The sequence below is a fragment of the Acidovorax sp. BoFeN1 genome (assembly GCF_003345135.1).
Classification (GTDB): domain Bacteria; phylum Pseudomonadota; class Gammaproteobacteria; order Burkholderiales; family Burkholderiaceae_C; genus Acidovorax; species Acidovorax defluvii.
In genome coordinates, this window is record NZ_QOZT01000073.1 from 1 (window position 1) to 19,625 (window position 19,625).

The window sequence follows — 19,625 nt, forward strand, 5'->3', positions numbered from 1 at the left end:
CCCCCCATCGAAGCCCCGGTGGCACCTCCGGCGCCGCCCGCACCGCCCGCGCCATCCGCACCGGCCCGCATCGACATGCCCTCCAGCGATGCCGCGTACCTCAACAACCCCAAACCCGGCTACCCGGCCATTAGCAAACGCATGGGTGAGCAGGGCAAAGTGGTGCTGCGCGTGCTGATCGGCACCGACGGACTGCCGCAGAAGGTGGAAATCAACAAATCCAGCGGCTACGACCGTCTGGACCGCCAGGCCCAGGAGGCCGTCATGCGCTGGCGCTTCGTGCCCGGCAAGCGCAACGGCGTGCCAGAGGCCATGTGGAGCCTGGTGCCCATCAATTTTGTTCTCGAATAACCGAACCACTGTTTAGGGAGTTTTCATGGAATCGCAATTTGGCATCGCCAACGTCTGGATACAAGGTGACTTTGTCACCCGCGCTGTCGCCATCCTGCTGCTGGCCATGTCACTGGCCTCGTGGATCGTCATCCTCATCAAGGCCCTGGACATCATCAAGCTCAAAAAACACGCCCGCGCGGCGCAGGATTTCTGGCACAGCGAAGACTTTGCAGCCGCCCTGACCAAGCTGGGCAACGACCCTGCGAACCCGTTTCGCCACCTGGCCCTGGAAGGCCGCGAGGCCACGGCCCACCACCGCAACACCAAGGCCCACCTGCACGACAGCCTGGACGTGAGCGACTGGGTTACCCGCTGCCTGCGCAACTGCATTGACGAGTTCACGGCACGCATCCAGTCGGGCCTAGCCATCCTGGCGTCAGTGGGCTCCACCGCGCCGTTTATCGGCCTTTTTGGCACGGTGTGGGGCATCTACCACGCCCTGCTGGCCATTGGCACCTCGGGCCAGTCCACCATCGACAAGGTGGCCGGGCCCATCGGCGAGGCACTGATCATGACGGCCCTGGGCCTGGCGGTGGCCATTCCTGCGGTGCTGGGCTACAACGCGCTGGTGCGCGGCAACAAGTCCATCCTGAACGGCCTCAACAGCTTTGCCCACGACCTGCACGCCTACTTTGTCACCGGCGCCCGCGTGAATGCAGGCGAGCCCGGCAAGGTGCTGCCCATGAAGAAAGGCAGCTGAGCCATGGCCTTCGGAACCCAAGACGATGCCGATGAGGTGATGAACGAGATCAACATGACGCCGCTGGTGGACGTCATGCTGGTGCTGCTCATCATCTTCATCATCACCGTGCCGGTGATGAAACACTCGGTCAACGTGGACCTGCCCCGCGCCACCAACCAGCCCGAGATCATCAAGCCCGAAACCGTGCGCCTGTCGGTGGCCGCCGACGGCCAGTATTTCTGGAATGGCGCGCCGGTTGCCGACGAAGAACTCTTCTCCCTCCTGCAGACCGAAGGGGCCAAAACGCCCCAGCCTGACCTGCACATCCGGGGTGACAAGGAAGTGCGCTACGAGCGCGTGGCCCAGGCCATGGCGGCGGCGCAGCGTGCGGGCGTGCGCAAGATCGGCTTTGTGACCGAGCCACAGCAGTAACCCAGGTGCCACGGGGCATCGGCAAGGCCCCACGGATTGTTTGAGCATTTGAAGACCGGGGCACCAGATTGCCCCACCTTGCGCATCGCTGCCCTGCAGCGCACGCGCCACCCCATTTTTATCGATCGTCAGCAAAAATCACTTGACTCGTAAGTGCGAATCGTTATCATTAGCACAACGAATCGCAATGCACTTGAACTCCACATGCAAGCCACTTTGACCAACGCTTCTCCCCTGTGCTTTGCCGCTTCTGGCCAGGTGGCATCCGCACCTGCACCTGCAACATCCAGCCCACACACCGCAGAGGCTGTTTGCGCTACGGCGGCGGTAGACAGCAGCACGCTCTTGCAGGGACAAAAAGCCGTGGCCATTCGCCACAACGGATCGGTGTACCGCCTGCAGGCCACCAAGCTGGGCAAGCTGATCCTGACCAAATAAACCGGGAAGCCAGCCAGCGCGGTCGCCCGCGCCATCGGCAGCTGGCGCGGTTTCAGTGTTTCATCGTGGGGAGACTCCCGGGCTTGTCACAAGCCCGACAGGGTCTTTTTTGCCAGCCAACGGGTTTGCCCCCGCGTAGCCAGGCTTTTTTTGCCCCACGCTCCTGCATGCCTCGCAGCACAAAAAAACCGGTCTACGGACCGGTTTTTTATGATTCTCATGATAATTTCGGGCCGAAGCCCTTTATCTATAAGCGCAAACAGCTATTAAATTAATAGCAAAAAAACCTCTGATCAAAGGCCCAGTGCAGCAATGCCCGCGCGCGCAATCTGCGCATCCTCGGACGATTTCACTCCGCTCACGCCCACGGCGCCCAGGCATTGACCATCTTTCATGATCGGCACGCCGCCTTCGAGCAGGCCATCGATGGCAGGCGCGCTCAGGAACGCGGTGCGTCCGCCGTTGACGATGTCTTCGTACACCTTGCTCTCGCGCCGACCCAGTGCGGCCGTGTGGGCCTTGGCGGGTGCGATGTGCGACGACACTGCCGCCGCGCCATCCAGGCGCTGCAGCCACAACAGGTGGCCACCATCGTCCACGATGGCAATGGTCACAGCCCACTGATTCTTCAGTGCTTCGGCTTCAGCGGCCGCCGCGATCTTTTTGACGTCGGCCAGTTCGAGTTCGTGTTTGATTTTCATGGTTGCCATGCAGGGTTGAGGGGGACTGCATTACCAGGCCCCCGGACGAAAAAGGCAAGCATAGCGGCAGCCGACGGCGTGTAAACCGCTGCCTGAGGCGAAAGAATAGTGACCTAAAGTGTTTGAAGGGGTGCGGTTATTGTTTTTCGTCAGAACATCGCCACATACAATCCAACGGTCTGCGTCGTGCAGGCTTCTAGGAGAGACACAAGATGAATGACCAAGTCACCACCCTGGGCCACTCTGCGGGCTATGGCATCTCGCAGGAGCAGCGCCACAAGGTGCTGCGCAACACTTACTGGCTGCTTGCCCTGAGCATGCTGCCCACCGTGCTGGGCGCCTGGATTGGCGTGGCCACCGGCATCACGCAGTCGCTGAGCGGCGGTTTGGGTCTGATCGTCTTCATGGGCGGCGCCTTTGGCTTCATGTACGCCATCGAAAAGACCAAGAACTCGGCAGCAGGTGTGCCCGTGCTGTTGGCCTTCACCTTTTTCATGGGCCTGATGCTGTCACGCCTGATCGGCATGGTGCTGGGCTTCAAGAACGGCACCGACCTCATCATGACGGCCTTTGCCGGCACCGCAGGCGTGTTCTTCGTGATGGCCAGCCTGGCCAGCGTGATCAAGCGCGACCTCTCGGGCATGGGCAAGTGGCTCATGGTGGGCGCGCTGGTGCTGATGGTAGGCGCCGTGATCAACGTCTTCGTGGGATCGTCGGCCGGCATGATGGCGATTTCTGTGGCGGCCATCGGCATCTTCAGCGCCTACATGCTGTATGACCTCAAGCAGATCCTGGATGGCGGCGAAACCAACTACATCAGCGCCACCTTGGCCCTGTACCTGGACATTTTCAACGTGTTCCAGAGCCTGCTGGCCCTGCTGGGCATCGCCGGTGGCGAACGCGACTGACAGCCCGTTGATCTTGACCACTGTCAAAAAGGCTCCTTCGGGAGCCTTTTTTCTGGGCTCTTTACCAAGTTCAAGCCTCAATTGAGCGGCGGAGGTGCCGATAATGCAAGTACATGTATCCAATCCTGCCTTCCACCGCGCTGCGCCTGCTTGCTGTTTCAGCAGTTTTGCTGCTGGCAGGTTGCGAGATTCCCGGCCTGGGCCCTGACCCGCGCGTCGCCCAGCGCGATGCCGAGGCCAAAGCCATCGGCGGCGCCTGCCGCCATGCACTGCGGGGGCTGGAAGACTGTTACACCCTCAACCCCAAGGCCGCCAAGGCCTCGGTGTTTGCCGGCTGGAAGGATATGGACGGCTACATGCGCGAGAACAAGATTGAAGGCACGCCTTCGGTGCTCGGCAAGGTGGACAAGCCGGAACGCAGCGAGCGCTCCACAGACATCGAGACTGAACCGCGCGACGCCACCAGCCGCGAGCGCAGTTAACGCCCGCGGTTTGCCGGGCGCACACCCCGATAACTGGAGGACGGCCTCCAGATCCCGGCCTACTGGCACATTCGGGTCTGGGGCTCCTTAAACCCAGTCAAACCCCATCAAACCCGCTCAAACACCGCCATGCTTTCCACATGCGCCGTGTGCGGAAACATGTTGACCATGCCTGCCGCCGTGCATTGGTAGCCTGCCAGGTGCACCAGCAGCCCGGCATCGCGCGCCAGGGTGGCGGGGTTGCAGCTGACATACACGATGCGCTTTGGCGGTGTCCAGCCCTCGGCACCTGCGGGCAACGGACCAGCGCCTTCCGCCCCGATGCGCGCCTGCTCGATATCGGCCAGCGCCTTGGCCAGCGCAAAAGCGCCCTCACGCGGCGGATCGACCAGCCATTTGTCGGCAGCACCGTCGGCCACCAACATCTCGGGGGTCATCTCGAACAAGTTGCGCGCTACAAATTCAGTAGCTGCCAGCGCCTTATGGTCGTGGGCTACAGCCTGATTCAGCACATAATTTTCGCGCGAGCGGGCTACCAGGGCCTCGCTGCCTTCGATGCCCAGCACCTCGCGCGCCTGGGTGGCCAGCGGCAGCGTGAAGTTGCCCAGGCCGCAAAACCAGTCGATCACGCGTTCGTGCGGCTGCACATCCAGCAGGCGCAAAGCGCGGCTCACCAGCACGCGGTTGATGTGCGGGTTTACCTGCGTGAAATCGGTGGGCTTGAACGGCATGGTGATGCCGAAGTCGGGCAGCGCATACGACAGTTGCTCGCCGCCTTCGTCGAGCAGCTTCACGGTGTCGGGGCCCTTGGGCTGCAGCCACCATTGCACGTTGTGCTCGGCCGCAAAGGCGCGCAGCCGGGCAAGGTCGCCTGCGCTCAGCGGCTCCAGGTGGCGCAGCACCAGCGCGGTCACGCTGTCGCCACAGGCCAGCTCGATCTGCGGGCAGGTGTCGCGCGCGTCCATGCCCGCAATCAGTGCCCGCAGCGGCATCAGCATGGCGTCTACATGTGGCGGCAGCACGGGGCACTGCTGCATGTCGGCCACGTAGCGGCTTTTGCGCTCATGAAAACCAATCAGCACCTGGCCCTTCTTGATCACGTTGCGCACCGACAGCCGGGCACGGTAACGGTAACCCCAGGCCGGGCCTTCGATGGGGCGCAGCATGGTTTCGGCCTTGACCTTGCCCAGATGCCACAGGTTGTCTTCCAGCACGCGCTGCTTGACGGCCACCTGGGCGCTCACATGCAGGTGCTGCATCTTGCAGCCGCCGCAGGCACCGGCGTGCAGGCCGAAATGCGGGCAGCCGGGGCGTACACGTTGCGACGATTCGCGGTGGATCGCCGTCAGGCTGGCCTGCTCCCAGTTGTTCTTTTTGCGGTGGGTGTTCGCGGTGACCAGCTCGAACGGCAGGGCACCATCGATGAAGATAACCTTGCCATCGGGCTTGCGTGCAACGCCCTGGGCATCCAGGTCGAGAGACTGCACCTGCAACCAGCCGTCGGGCAGGTCGGATGCATCCTGTGTGGAAGGTTCAAACGAGGGGGATAGTTCTTTCGGTTCGCTCATCCCCCGATTGTCTCAGGCCCGGGACTGCGCTTGCCCCGGCCGTGGAGAAGCGGCCGCGTTCAACCCCGGTCTGCACGCGCAGGGCGCATGCCGCGCTGCCCCGACGCAGAGGCCAACGGCAGCTTGTTGATGGTGAGCTCGCAGCCCTGGTCGTCCAGCGAGAAAACCAGCGTCGCGCCCGGAGCCACCCGGGGCAGGGTTTCATGGATTTCACGCGACATGTCCACCGGCGGCGAGGGCGCCCGGTAAACGATCTCCTGATTGGGGGCATACACCAGATAGCAAGCCGCTGCGGCCGACTGGCTGGCGAATGCGGCCACCAGAGCAACGGCAGCGTACGGAAATGCGGACATGGTCTTCTCCTCGATCTGGTTGAAATTACAACCCATTATGCGGCGATGGCAGCCCCCAGCCAACGCCCGCCTGGCGGCCCACCATCACCGCAGATGCAGATGGCTGCTGTGCTTGACCTCTTCCATCACCGCATAGGTGCGCGTTTCGCGCACGCCGGGCAGCTGCCACAGCACGTTGCCCGCAAACACGCGGTAGGCGTTCATGTCGGCAGCGCGGGTCTTGAGAAGGTAGTCAAACCCGCCTGCGACCAGGTGGCATTCCATGATTTCGGGGTGCACCTGCACCGCAGCCTTGAACTGGTCGAACACGTTGAGCGTGGTGCGGTCGAGCAACACCTCCACAAAGACCAGCATGCCCGCACCAAGTTTGATGGGATTGAGCCGTGCTTCGTAGCCCAGGATGAAACCATCGCGCGTGAGGCGCTGCACGCGCGCCAGCACCGCCGTGGGCGACAGGGCCACGGCCTCGGCCAGCTTGAGGTTGGCAATGCGGCCGTCTTCCTGCAGGATTGACAGGATCTTTCTGTCAATCCGGTCCAGATCGGGTTCTTTTTGCATATTGATTAGCGATTTATCCGGTGTGTATTCATATTTTCGACCATTTATTCATCGCAAGTCCAAGGATCATCGCCAGTAACGCGCCAGACCCACATTTGCCCGACAACACCACCGAAAGAAACCGCCATGACGCAGCCCGCCGCCCCGCCCTCTGCTCCGTACGCTGACTTTGCCCCCCGCACGCCACTGAACAACCCCCTGCGTGCTGCCATCACCGCCGCCACCCGCCGCGCCGAGCCCGAGGCCCTGGCCCCGCTGCTGGGCCAGGCCCGGTTGCCTGCTGATCAAGCAGCGTCGGCCGAACAACTGGCCCTGCGCATTGCCAGGGCGCTGCGCGAGCGCAAGGCCAGCGCCGGGCGTGCGGGCATCGTCCAGGGCCTGTTGCAGGAGTTCTCGCTGTCGTCGCAAGAAGGCGTGGCGCTGATGTGCCTGGCCGAGGCGCTCCTGCGAATCCCCGACAAGGCCACGCGCGACGCGCTGATCCGCGACAAGATCAGCCACGGCCAGTGGGATGCCCACCTGGGCAAGAGCCCGTCGCTCTTCGTCAACGCCGCCACCTGGGGCCTGCTCATCACCGGCAAGCTGGTGGCCACGCACAGCGAGGGCAGCCTGGGCAACTCGCTCAGCCGCCTTACGGCCAAGGGCGGCGAGCCGCTGATCCGCAAGGGCGTGGACATGGCGATGCGCATGATGGGCGAGCAGTTTGTGACCGGCGAAACCATCGACGAAGCGCTGCGCAACGCCCGCACGATGGAGGCCGAGGGCTTTCGCTATTCGTACGACATGCTGGGCGAGGCCGCGCTGACCAGTGCGGATGCGCAGCGCTACTACCAGTCCTACGAACAGGCCATCCACGCGATTGGCAAGGCCTCGGCCGGTCGTGGCATTTACGAAGGGCCGGGCATCTCTATCAAGCTCTCGGCCCTGCACCCGCGCTACAGCCGCGCCCAGTTTGGCCGCGTGATGGACGAGCTGTACCCGCTGGTGCTGCGCCTGACGGTGCTGGCCAAGCAATACGACATTGGCCTGAACATTGATGCCGAAGAAACCGACCGGTTGGAGTTGTCGCTGGACCTGCTGGAGCGCCTGTGCCACGAACCCACGCTGGCCGGCTGGAACGGCATTGGCTTCGTCATCCAGGCCTACCAAAAGCGCTGCCCCTTCGTCATCGACTACGTGGTGGATTTGGCCCGCCGCACCCAGCGCCGCCTGATGGTGCGCCTGGTCAAAGGCGCGTACTGGGACAGCGAAATCAAGCGCGCCCAGGTCGATGGCCTGGAGGACTACCCCGTCTACACCCGCAAGGTGCACACCGACATTTCGTACATCGCCTGCGCAAAGAAGCTGCTGGCCGCGCCCGAGGCGGTCTACCCCCAGTTCGCCACCCACAACGCCGAAACGCTGGCCACCATTTACCAGCTGGCGGGCATCAACTACTACGCCGGGCAGTACGAGTTCCAGTGCCTGCACGGCATGGGCGAGCCGCTTTACGAGCAGGTGGTGGGTGCCATCACTGCAGGCAAACTCGGCCGAGAGGCAGGAAAGGGCGGCCTGGGCCGCCCGTGCCGCATCTACGCCCCCGTGGGCACGCACGAAACCCTGTTGGCCTACCTGGTGCGCCGTCTGCTCGAAAACGGCGCCAACACCTCGTTCGTGAACCGCATCGCCGACGAAACCATTGCGCTGGACGAGCTGGTGAAGAGCCCCGTGCAGGTGGTAGACCAGCAAGCCGCCACCGAAGGCACCGCTGGCCTGCCCCACCCCCGCATTGCCACGCCCCAGGGCCTGTATGGCGCGCAACGCACCAACTCGCGCGGGCTGGACCTGTCGAACGAAAACACGCTGACCGAACTGGCCGCCGCGCTGCAAACCACCGCCTCCCACTCCCGGACGGCAACGCCCCTGCTGGCCGCTGACGCCCCTGCAGGCCCCACCCAGCCTGTGCGCAACCCCGCCGACCACAGCGATGTGGTGGGCCAGGTGCAAGAGGCCACCATCGCCGATGTGGACCAGGCCCTGGCCCACGCACAGGCCGCCGCAGCCCACTGGGCCGGCACGCCCCCCGCCGAACGCGCCGCAGCCCTGCTGCGCACCGCCGACCTGCTGGAAGCGCGCATGCAGCCCCTGCTGGGCCTGCTGATGCGCGAAGCAGGCAAGAGCGCCAGCAACGCCGTGGCCGAAGTGCGCGAGGCCGTGGACTTTCTGCGCTACTACGCCGCCCAGGTGCAAAGCACCTTCGACAACGCCACCCACATCCCGCTGGGCCCTGTGGCCTGCATCAGCCCCTGGAACTTCCCGCTCGCCATTTTCATGGGCCAGGTGGCGGCCGCGCTGGCCGCAGGCAACCCCGTTCTGGCCAAGCCCGCAGAGCAAACCCCGCTGATCGCCGCAGAGGCCGTGCGCCTGCTGTGGCGTGCGGGCGTGCCACGGGCCGCCGTGCAACTGCTGCCCGGCCAGGGCGAAACCGTGGGCGCCCGCCTGATTGGCGACGCCCGCGTGATGGGCGTGATGTTCACCGGCTCCACCGAGGTCGCGCGCATCCTGCAGCGCACCGTGGCCGGGCGGCTCGATACCGCTGGCCGCCCCATTACGCTGATTGCAGAAACCGGTGGGCAGAACGCGATGATCGTGGACTCGTCCGCCCTGATCGAACAGGTGGTGGGCGACGCCGTGTCGTCGGCCTTTGACAGCGCCGGCCAGCGCTGCTCCGCCCTGCGCGTGCTGTGTGTGCAGGAAGAAGCCGCCGACCGCGTGGTCGAGATGCTGCAAGGCGCCATGGGCGAACTGCGCGTAGGCAACCCCGGCGCACTGCGCGTAGACGTGGGGCCGGTCATCGATGCCGAAGCACAAGCTGGTATCAGCAAACACGTCGAGACCTTCAAGGCCAAGGGCCACCGCGTGTTCCAGCACCCCGCGCACCGGACTGCTGCGGACGCCCAGGGCACCTTCGTACCGCCCACACTGATCGAGCTGAACCACATCGGTGAGCTGCAACGCGAGGTCTTCGGCCCCGTGCTGCACCTGGTGCGCTACGCCCGCAACGACCTGAACCAGTTGCTCGACCAGATCAACGCCACCGGCTACGGCCTGACACAGGGCGTACACACCCGCATCGACGAAACCATTGCCCGCGTGGTGAACCGCGCGCACGCGGGCAACGTGTACGTGAACCGCAACATGGTGGGCGCCGTGGTGGGCGTGCAGCCGTTTGGTGGCGAAGGCCTGTCAGGCACGGGCCCCAAGGCGGGTGGGCCGCTGTACCTGCTGCGCCTGCTGTCACAGCGCCCGGCCGATGCGCTGGCCCGCACGTTTGCGGACGCCGACCGTGCCACACCGCCCGAGGATGCTGTGCGCGAACGCCTGCTAGCGCCGCTGGCCACCTTGCAGCAGTGGGCCCAGCTGCAAGGCAATGCAGCCTTGGCCAGCACCTGCCAGCGCTTTGCCCGGCAAACCCAAAGCGGAACCGCCCGCACCCTGCACGGCCCCACGGGCGAGCGCAATGTTTACACGCTGGCCCCGCGCGCCAGGGTGCTGTGCCTGGCGCAAAGTGTTGACGACCTGCTGACGCAGACCGCCGCCGTGCTCGCCACCGGCGGCACCGCCCTGTGGCCCAACGCCCAAGCCAGCCTGCGCGCCCAATTGCACACGCTGGTGCAGGCGCAGGTCATGCTGCAAGACAACACACTGAACGACGGCACGCTGGAACTGGATGCCGTGCTGCACCATGGCGACACCCCATCGCTGCAGGCCGTGTGCACCGCTCTCACCCGCCGCGCGGGGCCCATCGTGGGCGTGACCGCGCTGCAGCCCGGCGCCACCGACATTCCGCTGGAGCGCCTGATGATCGAGCGGGCGCTCAGCGTGAACACGGCGGCGGCCGGGGGCAATGCGAGCCTGATGACGATTGGCTGAGCGCCCGGCGCAGTGCAACGATCCGAGGGACCGAAACACAAAATTCAAATGAAAACAGCCTCTAGTGCTTATGGGTAAAGCGCTAACAGCTATCTATTTCATAGTATTCAAGACGAGGTTGCCAGCGGCAGATTGAGCAACAGGTTCTGCGGCTTGATGCGCACCACACCCTCGGCGTTGGTGGCGAGCCCCAGGTACACCGGCTTGCCAGCCACATCGGCCCGCATCTCGGCCGGGTTGGCAAAGGTCAGCGTGAACAGGCTCACCAGCCGCGCCATGCGCTCGGCATCCACCGGCCGGTCCTGGTACAGGTCGTTGAGGATGGCTGTGGATTCCACATCCAGCCCCACATGCCAACGCCACGCGCTGTCGGTGATCTGGTGCACGGGTTCGATCTGCACCTGCACGCCCAGCAGGTGCGCCACCCAGCGCTCCAGCACGCGCGCCAGTGCCTTGAGGCCCGAGCGGGCGCTGGTCATCTTGAAGGTCAGGCCATGGCTCAGGTCCTGCTTCAGCTCGTGGGTCAGGTCCAGCAAAAAGTGATGTCGCTCGCTGCCTTGCCAATACTGCAGGGCGTTGTCCACACCGAGCACCTGCATATCGATGTGCTGCTGCAACGCACCGCTTTCCAGCAAAAGGCGCCCGATGTCGCCCAGGCCCGCCGTCTCATTGAGCATGTCCAGCGTGGCGCGATCACCCGCGAGCATCTGACTCTCGTGGAGGGTGATGCGCTGAGGGCGGAACAGCATCTCGGCCGCCCGGGCTTCGAAGGCGTCGTTGCATTCATCGAGCAAGTTGCGCAGCAGCGCCTGCACCACGGCGTCGATGAACACTGCTGGCACGTTGACCGCCCCGCTGCGCATGAGCTGCAGGTAATAAGCCTCCAATGTGCCCGCAGCCAGGAGCCCATCGCGAAATCGCAGGAACACGGCGTAGTTTTCGCGCGCGTCGTCATCCTCCAGCGCCGCCAGCTCCTGCAACGCCACGGGCCGCAATGGCGATGTGGCCAGAGACTGGTGCAGGGCCATCTCGGCGGCGCACGATTCGGGCACCAAAGCAAGTTCGGGCCTTGCCAATACCCACTGAAAGTAGGCTTCAGTAGGCACCAGCCAGCCGCGCGCGTCGCGCGCGAGCATGAGAAAACCACAGTGGGGCCAGAAATCCGAGGGCGAGGTCATGCTGCTAAACCTCCAGCTGGTGCCAGTACGCAGGTAAAAAAAGTGTTCATCAGGTGGAGCGCAATCCCGGGATGGCACATCCTCGGGTCAGATCATTGATCGCAAATACGGACAAGAACGACATTGTGCCGATGCGCAAGCAAACCGACTGCACATGCACCCTGGAAGGAAGCGTTGCAAGGCACTCTCTGCCGACGGCAAAAAGCGAAAATCGTCAGCGGGCATGCCAGAGTGCGGGACACACGCGGCGCGGGCGCAGCTCACGTTTGCGCTAAGCCCTTTGGCAATGCAGCGCTTTCGCGCGCGCCCTCGGAGCGCAAACCAGCACCTGGCCCACACTGCGTGATGCCAGCAGTCGAAAGTGAAACGACTCTTGCCCTGCACGACGGACGGTGTTTGAGTCCGCGCAGGCACACGTCGAATCTTTATGACTCAAGTTCGAACCCGTGCTGGCGCGGCCTGCGCGCAACCGTTGCACGGCGCCACACCCGCAGAACAAGCCGAACAGCGCGTGCCAGGGCCCCATCGAGGGCCGTGCGCCAATCCTTTGCCATTGACGAGACGACCACCGGGCCAGCGCCATCCGTACGCAGCTCGATCTGGCAGCGCTTATCAATCCCTCCACGGGGACCGTTCACGTCTACCAGCTTTACATCGACACGGGGCACCAGCGCACTCAGGCGCCGAAGCACAAAACGCACCCGGCGCTCGACGACCTCGCGCATCACGGCTGCTTCAGGATGGCGGGACTTGAAAAGTATCTGCATCAGCGTTCTCCTTGGTTGGAGCGTGCACGATAGCCAGCATCCTCAGACGGGAACAGCAGCTTTTTCCTGAAAACCATCTCTGCAAAGCCTGCTGCATGAAACGCTTTACCACCCAAAATATTTCGGTTTATCCGATGCAAGCGTCATAGAAAACCTGCTTCTTGCACTGCCGGTCTGGTTGCACATTCGAGGCTGTATCAACCACCAGGAGGCGCTTCGTGAAGCCGTCAAACCGTGCCCACTCACTACTCACCCTATTGCGCACCACCGCCCTGCGGCTGCTCTGGCAATGGTCGCAATGGCGAAGGGCATCGCGTGCTCCGGCGCTGATTCCCATTCGAATCGACTCAGTACGCCGCGAACGCCCGGGGGGCCGTCGCCGCTAGCAGGGCCGATGCCGCCACGCTGGCGTCTCACGCCCCTGCAGCCCCCCGGGGCAGGACCCGTCATTGCAACCACCAACACGCCCCTAAGGAATAACCATGCATAGCTACGCCAAAAACAGCCCCGAAGCAGCAGCCCGGGTCGTTGCCCTGCTGTTGATATCGGATGGACACGTCAGCCGCTCGGAGATGGATGCCCTTTACGGACTGGACATCGAGCGCGAACTCGGCCTTGCCCCCGGGGCCTTCGCAAGGGTACTGCGCACTTTGTGCGAAGACCTGCTGATGGGCACACACGAGCGCCGCGTCCTCACTGGCAGCGTCAACGCGGAAACGCTCTCAGCGCTGTTGAACGATGTGTCCAATCCAGAACTGCAGGACATGGTGCTGCACTTTGCCAGTACGGCTGTTGCTGCAGACCACCACGTAGCGGCGGCAGAGGCATGGATCATGGAAGCAGCACTAGCGCAGTGGCGTTTGGGCAAAGCGCCAACCACACAGAACGCCACAGAACGGGCGCTCACGATGTGAACGGCGGCAAGCCAGCCGACGCCGTGATCGCCACACGACCTCAGACAGTGACCATGCAGGGCCCGTGCGCACACTACACAGCATCCGCCCTGTGCGAAGCGGCCAGTATTTGGCGTACCAGCGGGTGATGCTGGCCGCGGCGCGACCAAATGGCATGCACTTCCTCGCTGATGTCGGGGCAGTCACCCAAAAGGCGTAGCCCTCGCACCAGCCCTACGTCCTGGGCGCCCAATTGGCTAACCGGGAACGCCCCGAGCCCGCGGGCCGAAAACACCGCCAGCAGCGCGCTGTCTTCAAACTCACCTACTACCCGGGGCCTGACGCCGATATCGTGAAACCAAGTATCCAGCGTGGATCGCAGCGGCGAATGGGCTGTGGGCAACAGCACCGGCAAATCCTGCAGCGACTGCGGAAAACGGTCGCGCACAGACTTTTTGACCAGCGAAGCCGGTCCATACCACTGCAGCGCGGAGCGGGCGATACGTTCACTGGAGAGCCGCTGGTTTGGATTGCGGGGCGCAGCCTGCCCGGCCAGCACCACATCCAGCTGGTGCAATGCCAACTCGGACAGCAGTTCATCAAACTCCCCCTCGTGGCACACCAGGCGAAGATGCGGCGTGGCAAGCACCGGCTCCAGCAGCGCATGCGCCGCCAGCTTGGAGATGCCGTCAGACAAACCCACAGACAGTCGTGCGACCTGGGCACTGGCTGCCTCACGCACCTCATCGACAATGCACTGACCCAGCTGGAATATTTCTTCGGCCCGTCCATATGCCGCCTGGCCCGCCTCGGTGAGCGCCACACCGCGGCCCGATGGCTTGAGCAGTTGGTGACCCAGGGACTTTTCGAGATCCCGCACCTGCGCGCTGATGGTCTGCACGGCCATCTCCAGGCGGTCTGCGGCACGGGCAAAGCCACCCTCCTTCGCAACCATCCAGAAATAGTAGAGATGGCGGTAGTTCAACATGCAGCCCCCAGTTCGATAAAACCGAATGGTAGGTTCGACTGGAACTGGTGTCTATCGCGATTGGCCTTGACCATACTTGGCACTTGCGATTTTGAAAGGACGACATTCGATGTTTTACGCAATCAGCTGGTTTATCTCGTTTACGCTTATGGCCCTGTGGTCTTTGGCATGCTGGGGCCTGTATACAGTAGCTGCATGGGCAGTCTCAAGCGCAGGCGTTCTGACAGATGGCACCCACGCCATAGGCACGATATTCATACCCGAATGGCTCCGTGGCTGGATACCGCCCGAACTTGCGCGGGAGTTCGAGGCCTTGATCGCCCCCGCAGGACCAATGATCGCGGCAGCAATCGAAACAGTCCCCGCCCTGTCCGGAGCCGTCACGGTAGTGGGATGGGCCATCTGGGGCCTGGGCGCCATGACCCTCGTCGCCTTGGCGATCGGAGCCCATGCCCTGATCTCTCTACTCAAGCGCCGCGGGGTCAGCGCCGGCACATCCCGCGCCGCCGTCTTGCGATGAAGCCCGCATGAGCCCCGAGCGCACTGCACCGGGACCGTGGCCCAGTCGCCACAGGCCCGTTGTGCAGGGACACGCTTCACGCGTGCGCAGTCGCATTTTTTTCCCGTTCCGGCACGATAGATTCACCACCATGGACGCATTCGTTGCGTTCCTGCTCACAGACCTCGTTGGCACACCGGCCTGAATTTGGCTGGTGTTTATCGGCATCGTCATCGCCTTGCTGACGTTCGATCTAGGCGTGTTGCACAAGGACAACCACGAGATCAGCGTGCGCGAGAGCCTTCTTCTGTCGACGGGGGAAAATCACTGCGGCGCTGCTGTTCGGTGCCTGGGTGTTGTGGTATCTGGGCGCACAAAGCGGCATGGATTACTTCACCAGGTTCCTGATCGAGAAGTCGCTGTCGATGGACAACGTATTCGTCATCGCGCTGAATTTTCACGTTCTTTGCCATTCCCAGACACTAGCAGCACCGTGTGCTTTTCTGGGGCATTCTGGGCGTGATCGCTCTGGGCGCCACACTGGTGAGCCAATTCAGCTGGGTGCGTTACATATTCGGCATATTCTTGGTCTTTACCGGCATCAAGATGTGGGTGATTGCGGACCATGTGCCGGACATTGGGAACAACCCGATCCTCCAGTTACTCAAGTGGCACCTGCGCGTGACCGAGGGATTTCGCGGCAATGCCAAAGCCCAACCAAATCAACGACTTAGTTGGGCGTGCGTCACTTCTTCGCAAGTTAAAATTCATATAAATCAATAACTTACGTTAGAGTTTTTACTCCCACTCCATCATCAACAGGCCCCCAAACACGCATGATTAAAGGGATTGGCGGTGATTGACTTGAGCCTTTACCGTCGCTTTTACCGTCAAAAACGCATATCTTTTGCTGACGCGGGAGATGGAGCGATTTGCGTGGAAGCGACTTTTTCGACTTCATGGTCAATCACCTTCAATGTTACCCCGTCCTCCCACTTCAAGGAGGTTGGCGGTAAGGTGTCAACGTCTCACCGCCTATGGACTTGAGAGGATCTGCAAACCGCTGTGCCTTGAACACCAGCGTGAACACAGGTGGACGATTGGCACCTGCTGGGGTAGTACGGATGTTAGCCCTCGAACTTCGGACACCCATCTTCCAGACACGAGCAGAGGGCTCGCCTGACTGCACATGCGGCATCAGCTTCGAATTCATGGTGTGTTGCAGGACAGATGGCCGATCAAACGGTGTCCGTCCTTAATGAGCACTGGCTGCTTGCGACGCGCCGCGTAACGGAACGCCTTTCGCAGGGACCTGAGGTTGGATACTGTCGCAAGGTCGATCTCTGCCGGCGGCAGTGCGCGCCGATAATCGCGCAGCGTGTCGATCAGCAGCAGGTTCAGGCAGCGCAGATGCATATCGCTGGCCTGCTGTTTTGCCGCCACTGCCGGGGACAACCAGCCTAGCAGTTCAATGACACGGTCGTACAGCGTACGCAATCGGCTCAGCGCATCTGCAGGCGTCGTGGGCGCAGGCGCCTGAATCGCCACCGGCGAGCCGTGGCGGGAGCGGCTCTCAACCATCAGGGGCCCCAACTTCCAGATGGGCTCATGGTGAGCGATGCGATTTCGCAGCTCGTTGCACAGGTCGAGCCTGGCAAAGAGGGCATCTCGATGTTTCAGCTTGGCCCAATAGCTTACCTGTCGCTGCCGATGCCCGGGGAGAACGTCCACGAGGATAGGGCCCCACGCCACGGGTTGTTGGTGAATATCGACCGTGAGGTCGAGAAGGCGCGGCCAGAACCCGAATGTCAGGCCGGACACCACGTCATCGGGTGACGGCGCAGGCACGCGCGGCAGCAACTGATTGCCCCGCTTGTAGTGCGTGACGTCCATAATCTTGGCCTTCGACAAGCTGCTCAGTGAAACGTGAGCGTACCAGTCCTTGGAGCCCTGGCCACCCACAGCGCCATAGCGCTGGCTCATAGCATGATGGAACTGGTTCCGAAGCACCACCTCAACCAGCGAGATTGTGCGAAAAAGGACGGCGCTCAGGTCATCGTTCCACTGGTAGAGTCCCAGTGCCTCACCGTCATCAGTAGCGCCGAAGAAGCTACGATAGTTGCTCAGTCGTGCGTGCGAAAGCGCCTGGATGTAGGCTAGATTACCGGCAGGGTTGCCTTTGATCAGTTTCAGCATGGGTGTTATACTTCCCTGGTAAGCGCTTGGGCAACATGGTTCAGTAGCTCCCTCTTCGGACGGACGCTGGACCCCAAGACGCAAAAGAGGAGGCGGCCGCGTAAGCGGCCGTTTTCCTTTGTGCTACGCATGAACAGCCTCCTGCAGCAAGGCTGACAGTTTGGCCTCCAGCCGCGCCAGGTCGGATTTGAGCTGAACGCGCTCGGCTCGCAGAGCGTCGAGGTCAACCTCTGCCTCATCTGCTGCTATAGCCACATACCGGGCCACGCTGAGGCTGAAGTCGTTCGCCGCGATCTCGCTTGGATCCACGAGGCGTGCATACCGTTCGAAGTCTTGTCGCCCGCGGTAGGTGTCCTCGATCAAGCTCAGATCGGATTCACGCAGCACGTTCTGCGTCTTCCCATGCAGGTAGGCGTGGCTGGCGTCAATGAACATCACGCCGTCATCGGCCTTCCGCTTGCGCAGCACGAGAATCGCGACTGGGATCGCCGTATGAGCAAACATCTTGGTTGGCAAGGCAATCACCGCATCGATCAGGTTTTCGCGGACGAGTTGCTCTCGAATCTGCCTTTCTGCCCCAGTACGAAAGAGCACTCCCAAGGTCACGACTGCCGCCATGCGGCCCGTCTCAGGCGCGAGCGTTTCGACCATGTGGCTGATAAACGCGTAATCGCCGGCCATTCGCGGAGGGACGCCGCGCCTGTAGCGCTGATGGACATCTCTCTCCGCCATCTCGTGACCCCAGTCGCGTAGCGAGAACGGGGGGCTGGAAACGGCGACATCGAAACGCATCAATCCGCCAGAGGCGTCGAGCAGCTTGGGGTCACGCAGGGTATCTCCCCACTCGAGCTGATGATGAGTCTCCCCATGAAGAACCATGTTCATCTTGGCCAGCGCCCAGGTCGAGCCGTTCTTCTCCTGGCCAAAGAGTTCACACTCACCCTGCCCCGACCTCGCACTGGCAAACTGACTGCACGCGATCAGCAGCGAGCCTGTTCCGCAACAGGGGTCGCCGATAGCCTCGCCGACCGCAGGTTCCATCAGGCGTGCCAACAGTTGAGACAACTCGGGTGGGGTGTAGAACTCGCCGCCCCACCTACCGCCCTGCTCCGCGGTATGCCTAATCAGCCAATCACACGCGAAAGCAACGGCTTCATTCGCTAGACCGCCATCGTCGCTGAAGTTAAGAGCGCTAGCACTGACAGCATCCAGGAGCCGTACAAGCACACGCTCCTTTTGCTCAGCGTTGCCAATCACAGTCGAGTTGAAGCTAATGCCCTGGAAGACCCCGCGCAGACTGGGGTTGGCCCGTCCGATGGCAGCAAGGGCCGAATCAATGCATTCCCCCAGGCCAGCTCTGTCGCGGGCAGCGACGAGGTGGTCAAAGCGGGACTCGTCAGGCACGTAATACGACACATCGCCAGGGACTGCGGTGGCCTGGCCGCCTTGAACTGACGCAACGTCAGACAGGGACCGTATCAGCAGCATCGCCAGCACGAGATCGCGGTACTCCATCGGCCCACAGATTCCGCGGAACGCGTCACAGGCCTGAAGAACTGCAGACCGAATGGCCTCTTGTCGTGAGAGGTCAAGCATGTGTAGCCCCACTGCGCAGTGCTTGTCGCGTCACATGGGCGGTCTCTGTCCTGTCGATCTCGTTCAGGCGATGTCGAATGGCCACGATCTCCTGTGTCGTCTGATCGAGTTCGGCAATCTGGCTTTGCTTCGACATGGATGGAACTTCGACTTCCAGCGAAAGAAGCGCAGCTTTGGTCAGCGCCTTGATCGTGGTGCCTGTCAACAGCAGAGAAATCCGCTTTTGCGTCGACGGCTCGTTCAGATGCCAGACGAGGTAGCGCGCGTCCAGTTGAGGTTTTGGGCGGATTACGTTGAGCTGGCCGACGGGGAAGATCGGATCGTTGGCACCTTCGAAGAGCCAGGCTCTGTAGTAGTCTCCCCTTGACGGGATCACGACGTCGCCACGCTGAAGACAGTGCACGAGATGCCGCTCCTGCACATGCAGGCGCGGCAACTCGTGCCAGCGCAAGGGTTTGCCAGCTACCAGATCTCGGATAGCCAGTGCGCGCACATTGCCGTCAGCCCCCTCCGAGGGGGCTTGGTCGCGGAAAACGAGGGCAGTGTGGACTTTGGCGATAGTGCCGAGCGGGTGATTCATATTCGCGGATGACTCTACTGCAAGCATGGGTCAGTGTAGCACATTGATATCAGCGCGCAAGCAGTAGAACCATCCGCAAAAAAATATCTGCTCGCGGTGTGCGCCTAGCCGTGCGGTTTCAGCGAGGCAGGATTGAGTCGAGTAACTCCTCATACCAACTCCGGCCAAAGGCTGCTGTGTAGTCATAGAACGGCTTTCGACCCCCATGATCCCGAATATGACTTACCTCCTGAAAGAGCACCGATCCCGCAGCAACGACGTGAGCCTTGAAGAGCTTTGGGAATCACCGAATTCCTCCGACGCAACTGACCAAGCACGGTAGCCCCGTACACGTTTGGAGCACCCTACCCCCGCTTTGAATCGACCCGGCTTCCCTAGTACATCGTTTCCGCAAAAGCTTTACGTTTCAGCCATTTGGAAGTCGAAGCTCTTCCATTGGAAGCGAACGGGTTGGGCATTCATCTCGTCGATGCCTTTGAGGATGCGCAGCTTGAGTTCGTC

18 protein-coding genes and 1 pseudogene are annotated in these 19,625 nt (G+C 62.3%); 9 read left to right on the plus strand and 10 right to left on the minus strand.

Going from position 1 to position 19,625, the window contains the following annotated elements; all coding sequences use genetic code 11:
- The 4 genes from DTW89_RS14765 to hemP all read left to right on the plus strand — a co-directional run.
- A partial coding sequence (locus DTW89_RS14765) for an energy transducer TonB (RefSeq protein WP_236637159.1) occupies positions 1-351 on the plus strand: 351 nt, incomplete at its 5' end.
- Positions 352-376: 25 nt separating this feature from the next.
- Positions 377-1,093, plus strand: coding sequence for a MotA/TolQ/ExbB proton channel family protein (locus DTW89_RS14770; RefSeq protein WP_024814866.1), 717 nt, complete (start codon positions 377-379; stop codon positions 1,091-1,093).
- Positions 1,094-1,096: 3 nt separating this feature from the next.
- A complete protein-coding gene (locus DTW89_RS14775) occupies positions 1,097-1,507 on the plus strand; it encodes an ExbD/TolR family protein (protein WP_024814865.1) in 411 nt (136 codons plus the stop codon).
- A gap of 204 nt (positions 1,508-1,711) precedes the next feature.
- The gene (gene hemP / locus DTW89_RS14780; protein WP_114656496.1) at positions 1,712-1,945 is read left to right on the plus strand and encodes a hemin uptake protein HemP; all 234 of its coding nucleotides are present in this window, start codon (positions 1,712-1,714) and stop codon (positions 1,943-1,945) included.
- A 293-nt stretch (positions 1,946-2,238) separates the two neighbouring features.
- On the opposite strand, the gene DTW89_RS14785 is transcribed toward hemP, so the two are convergent.
- Positions 2,239-2,646 carry a GlcG/HbpS family heme-binding protein gene (locus DTW89_RS14785; RefSeq protein ID WP_114656509.1) on the minus strand — a complete coding sequence of 136 codons (408 nt, stop codon included), beginning with the start codon at positions 2,644-2,646 and terminating at the stop codon, positions 2,239-2,241.
- 212 nt (positions 2,647-2,858) lie between these two features.
- On the opposite strand from DTW89_RS14785, the gene DTW89_RS14790 reads away from it, so the two are divergent.
- Positions 2,859-3,554: a Bax inhibitor-1/YccA family protein gene (locus DTW89_RS14790; RefSeq protein WP_024814862.1), complete on the plus strand. Its 696-nt coding sequence runs from the start codon at positions 2,859-2,861 to the stop codon at positions 3,552-3,554.
- A gap of 113 nt (positions 3,555-3,667) precedes the next feature.
- On the plus strand, positions 3,668-4,036 hold the full coding sequence (locus DTW89_RS14795) for a hypothetical protein (RefSeq protein WP_111864255.1): 369 nt from the start codon (positions 3,668-3,670) through the stop codon (positions 4,034-4,036).
- 107 nt (positions 4,037-4,143) lie between these two features.
- Here DTW89_RS14795 and rlmD read toward each other — a convergent pair whose 3' ends face one another.
- The 3 genes from rlmD to DTW89_RS14810 all read right to left on the minus strand — a co-directional run bounded on the left by rlmD (position 4,144) and on the right by DTW89_RS14810 (position 6,515).
- Positions 4,144-5,604 (minus strand): 23S rRNA (uracil(1939)-C(5))-methyltransferase RlmD, encoded by a 1,461-nt coding sequence (gene rlmD / locus DTW89_RS14800; protein ID WP_114656497.1) that lies wholly within the window; start codon positions 5,602-5,604, stop codon positions 4,144-4,146.
- Positions 5,605-5,663: 59 nt separating this feature from the next.
- The gene (locus DTW89_RS14805; protein ID WP_114656498.1) at positions 5,664-5,957 is read right to left on the minus strand and encodes a hypothetical protein; all 294 of its coding nucleotides are present in this window, start codon (positions 5,955-5,957) and stop codon (positions 5,664-5,666) included.
- Between the two features lie 84 nt (positions 5,958-6,041).
- Positions 6,042-6,515: an Lrp/AsnC ligand binding domain-containing protein gene (locus DTW89_RS14810; protein ID WP_111864260.1), complete on the minus strand. Its 474-nt coding sequence runs from the start codon at positions 6,513-6,515 to the stop codon at positions 6,042-6,044.
- 126 nt (positions 6,516-6,641) lie between these two features.
- On the opposite strand from DTW89_RS14810, the gene putA reads away from it, so the two are divergent.
- Positions 6,642-10,427, plus strand: a complete 3,786-nt coding sequence (putA, locus tag DTW89_RS14815; RefSeq protein ID WP_114656499.1) for a trifunctional transcriptional regulator/proline dehydrogenase/L-glutamate gamma-semialdehyde dehydrogenase — start codon at positions 6,642-6,644, stop codon at positions 10,425-10,427.
- Positions 10,428-10,534: 107 nt separating this feature from the next.
- Here putA and DTW89_RS14820 read toward each other — a convergent pair whose 3' ends face one another.
- Entirely contained in the window at positions 10,535-11,605 is a 1,071-nt protein-coding gene (locus tag DTW89_RS14820; RefSeq protein ID WP_114656500.1) for a DUF6352 family protein, read from the minus strand.
- A 425-nt stretch (positions 11,606-12,030) separates the two neighbouring features.
- Positions 12,031-12,372: an HPF/RaiA family ribosome-associated protein gene (locus DTW89_RS14825; RefSeq protein WP_114656501.1), complete on the minus strand. Its 342-nt coding sequence runs from the start codon at positions 12,370-12,372 to the stop codon at positions 12,031-12,033.
- A 482-nt stretch (positions 12,373-12,854) separates the two neighbouring features.
- Between DTW89_RS14825 and DTW89_RS14830 the strand changes: the two genes are divergently transcribed.
- A complete protein-coding gene (locus tag DTW89_RS14830; RefSeq protein WP_114656502.1) occupies positions 12,855-13,286 on the plus strand; it encodes a TerB family tellurite resistance protein in 432 nt (143 codons plus the stop codon).
- A gap of 73 nt (positions 13,287-13,359) precedes the next feature.
- Here the strand turns inward: DTW89_RS14830 and DTW89_RS14835 are convergent, their stop codons facing one another.
- Positions 13,360-14,253 (minus strand): LysR family transcriptional regulator, encoded by an 894-nt coding sequence (locus tag DTW89_RS14835; RefSeq protein ID WP_114656503.1) that lies wholly within the window; start codon positions 14,251-14,253, stop codon positions 13,360-13,362.
- A gap of 704 nt (positions 14,254-14,957) precedes the next feature.
- Between DTW89_RS14835 and DTW89_RS14845 the strand changes: the two are divergent.
- A pseudogene (locus DTW89_RS14845) lies at positions 14,958-15,460 on the plus strand (TerC family protein); the annotation flags it as partial.
- A 501-nt stretch (positions 15,461-15,961) separates the two neighbouring features.
- Here DTW89_RS14845 and DTW89_RS14850 read toward each other — a convergent pair.
- The 3 genes from DTW89_RS14850 to DTW89_RS14860 form a co-directional block, all read right to left on the minus strand.
- The gene (locus tag DTW89_RS14850) at positions 15,962-16,948 is read right to left on the minus strand and encodes an Abi family protein (RefSeq protein ID WP_114656505.1); all 987 of its coding nucleotides are present in this window, start codon (positions 16,946-16,948) and stop codon (positions 15,962-15,964) included.
- A gap of 123 nt (positions 16,949-17,071) precedes the next feature.
- Positions 17,072-18,544 (minus strand): type I restriction-modification system subunit M, encoded by a 1,473-nt coding sequence (locus DTW89_RS14855; RefSeq protein WP_114656506.1) that lies wholly within the window; start codon positions 18,542-18,544, stop codon positions 17,072-17,074.
- Positions 18,537-19,124, minus strand: coding sequence for a restriction endonuclease subunit S (locus DTW89_RS14860; RefSeq protein WP_114656507.1), 588 nt, complete (start codon positions 19,122-19,124; stop codon positions 18,537-18,539). The genes DTW89_RS14855 and DTW89_RS14860 overlap by 8 nt, the downstream gene beginning before the upstream one ends.
- Positions 19,125-19,625: the final 501 nt, after the last annotated feature.

Excerpts from the sequence above, each read along its gene's own strand:
- DTW89_RS14770 (WP_024814866.1), top strand. The coding sequence starts at position 377 with ATGGAATCGCAATTTGGCATCGCCAACGTCTGGATACAAGGTGACTTT.
- DTW89_RS14775 (WP_024814865.1), top strand. The coding sequence starts at position 1,097 with ATGGCCTTCGGAACCCAAGACGATGCCGATGAGGTGATGAACGAGATC.
- hemP (WP_114656496.1), top strand. The coding sequence starts at position 1,712 with ATGCAAGCCACTTTGACCAACGCTTCTCCCCTGTGCTTTGCCGCTTCT.
- DTW89_RS14785 (WP_114656509.1), bottom strand. The coding sequence starts at position 2,646 with ATGAAAATCAAACACGAACTCGAACTGGCCGACGTCAAAAAGATCGCG.
- DTW89_RS14790 (WP_024814862.1), top strand. The coding sequence starts at position 2,859 with ATGAATGACCAAGTCACCACCCTGGGCCACTCTGCGGGCTATGGCATC.
- DTW89_RS14795 (WP_111864255.1), top strand. The coding sequence starts at position 3,668 with ATGTATCCAATCCTGCCTTCCACCGCGCTGCGCCTGCTTGCTGTTTCA.
- rlmD (WP_114656497.1), bottom strand. The coding sequence starts at position 5,604 with ATGAGCGAACCGAAAGAACTATCCCCCTCGTTTGAACCTTCCACACAG.
- DTW89_RS14805 (WP_114656498.1), bottom strand. The coding sequence starts at position 5,957 with ATGTCCGCATTTCCGTACGCTGCCGTTGCTCTGGTGGCCGCATTCGCC.
- DTW89_RS14810 (WP_111864260.1), bottom strand. The coding sequence starts at position 6,515 with ATGCAAAAAGAACCCGATCTGGACCGGATTGACAGAAAGATCCTGTCA.
- putA (WP_114656499.1), top strand. The coding sequence starts at position 6,642 with ATGACGCAGCCCGCCGCCCCGCCCTCTGCTCCGTACGCTGACTTTGCC.
- DTW89_RS14820 (WP_114656500.1), bottom strand. The coding sequence starts at position 11,605 with ATGACCTCGCCCTCGGATTTCTGGCCCCACTGTGGTTTTCTCATGCTC.
- DTW89_RS14825 (WP_114656501.1), bottom strand. The coding sequence starts at position 12,372 with ATGCAGATACTTTTCAAGTCCCGCCATCCTGAAGCAGCCGTGATGCGC.
- DTW89_RS14830 (WP_114656502.1), top strand. The coding sequence starts at position 12,855 with ATGCATAGCTACGCCAAAAACAGCCCCGAAGCAGCAGCCCGGGTCGTT.
- DTW89_RS14835 (WP_114656503.1), bottom strand. The coding sequence starts at position 14,253 with ATGTTGAACTACCGCCATCTCTACTATTTCTGGATGGTTGCGAAGGAG.
- DTW89_RS14850 (WP_114656505.1), bottom strand. The coding sequence starts at position 16,948 with ATGCTGAAACTGATCAAAGGCAACCCTGCCGGTAATCTAGCCTACATC.
- DTW89_RS14855 (WP_114656506.1), bottom strand. The coding sequence starts at position 18,544 with ATGCTTGACCTCTCACGACAAGAGGCCATTCGGTCTGCAGTTCTTCAG.
- DTW89_RS14860 (WP_114656507.1), bottom strand. The coding sequence starts at position 19,124 with ATGAATCACCCGCTCGGCACTATCGCCAAAGTCCACACTGCCCTCGTT.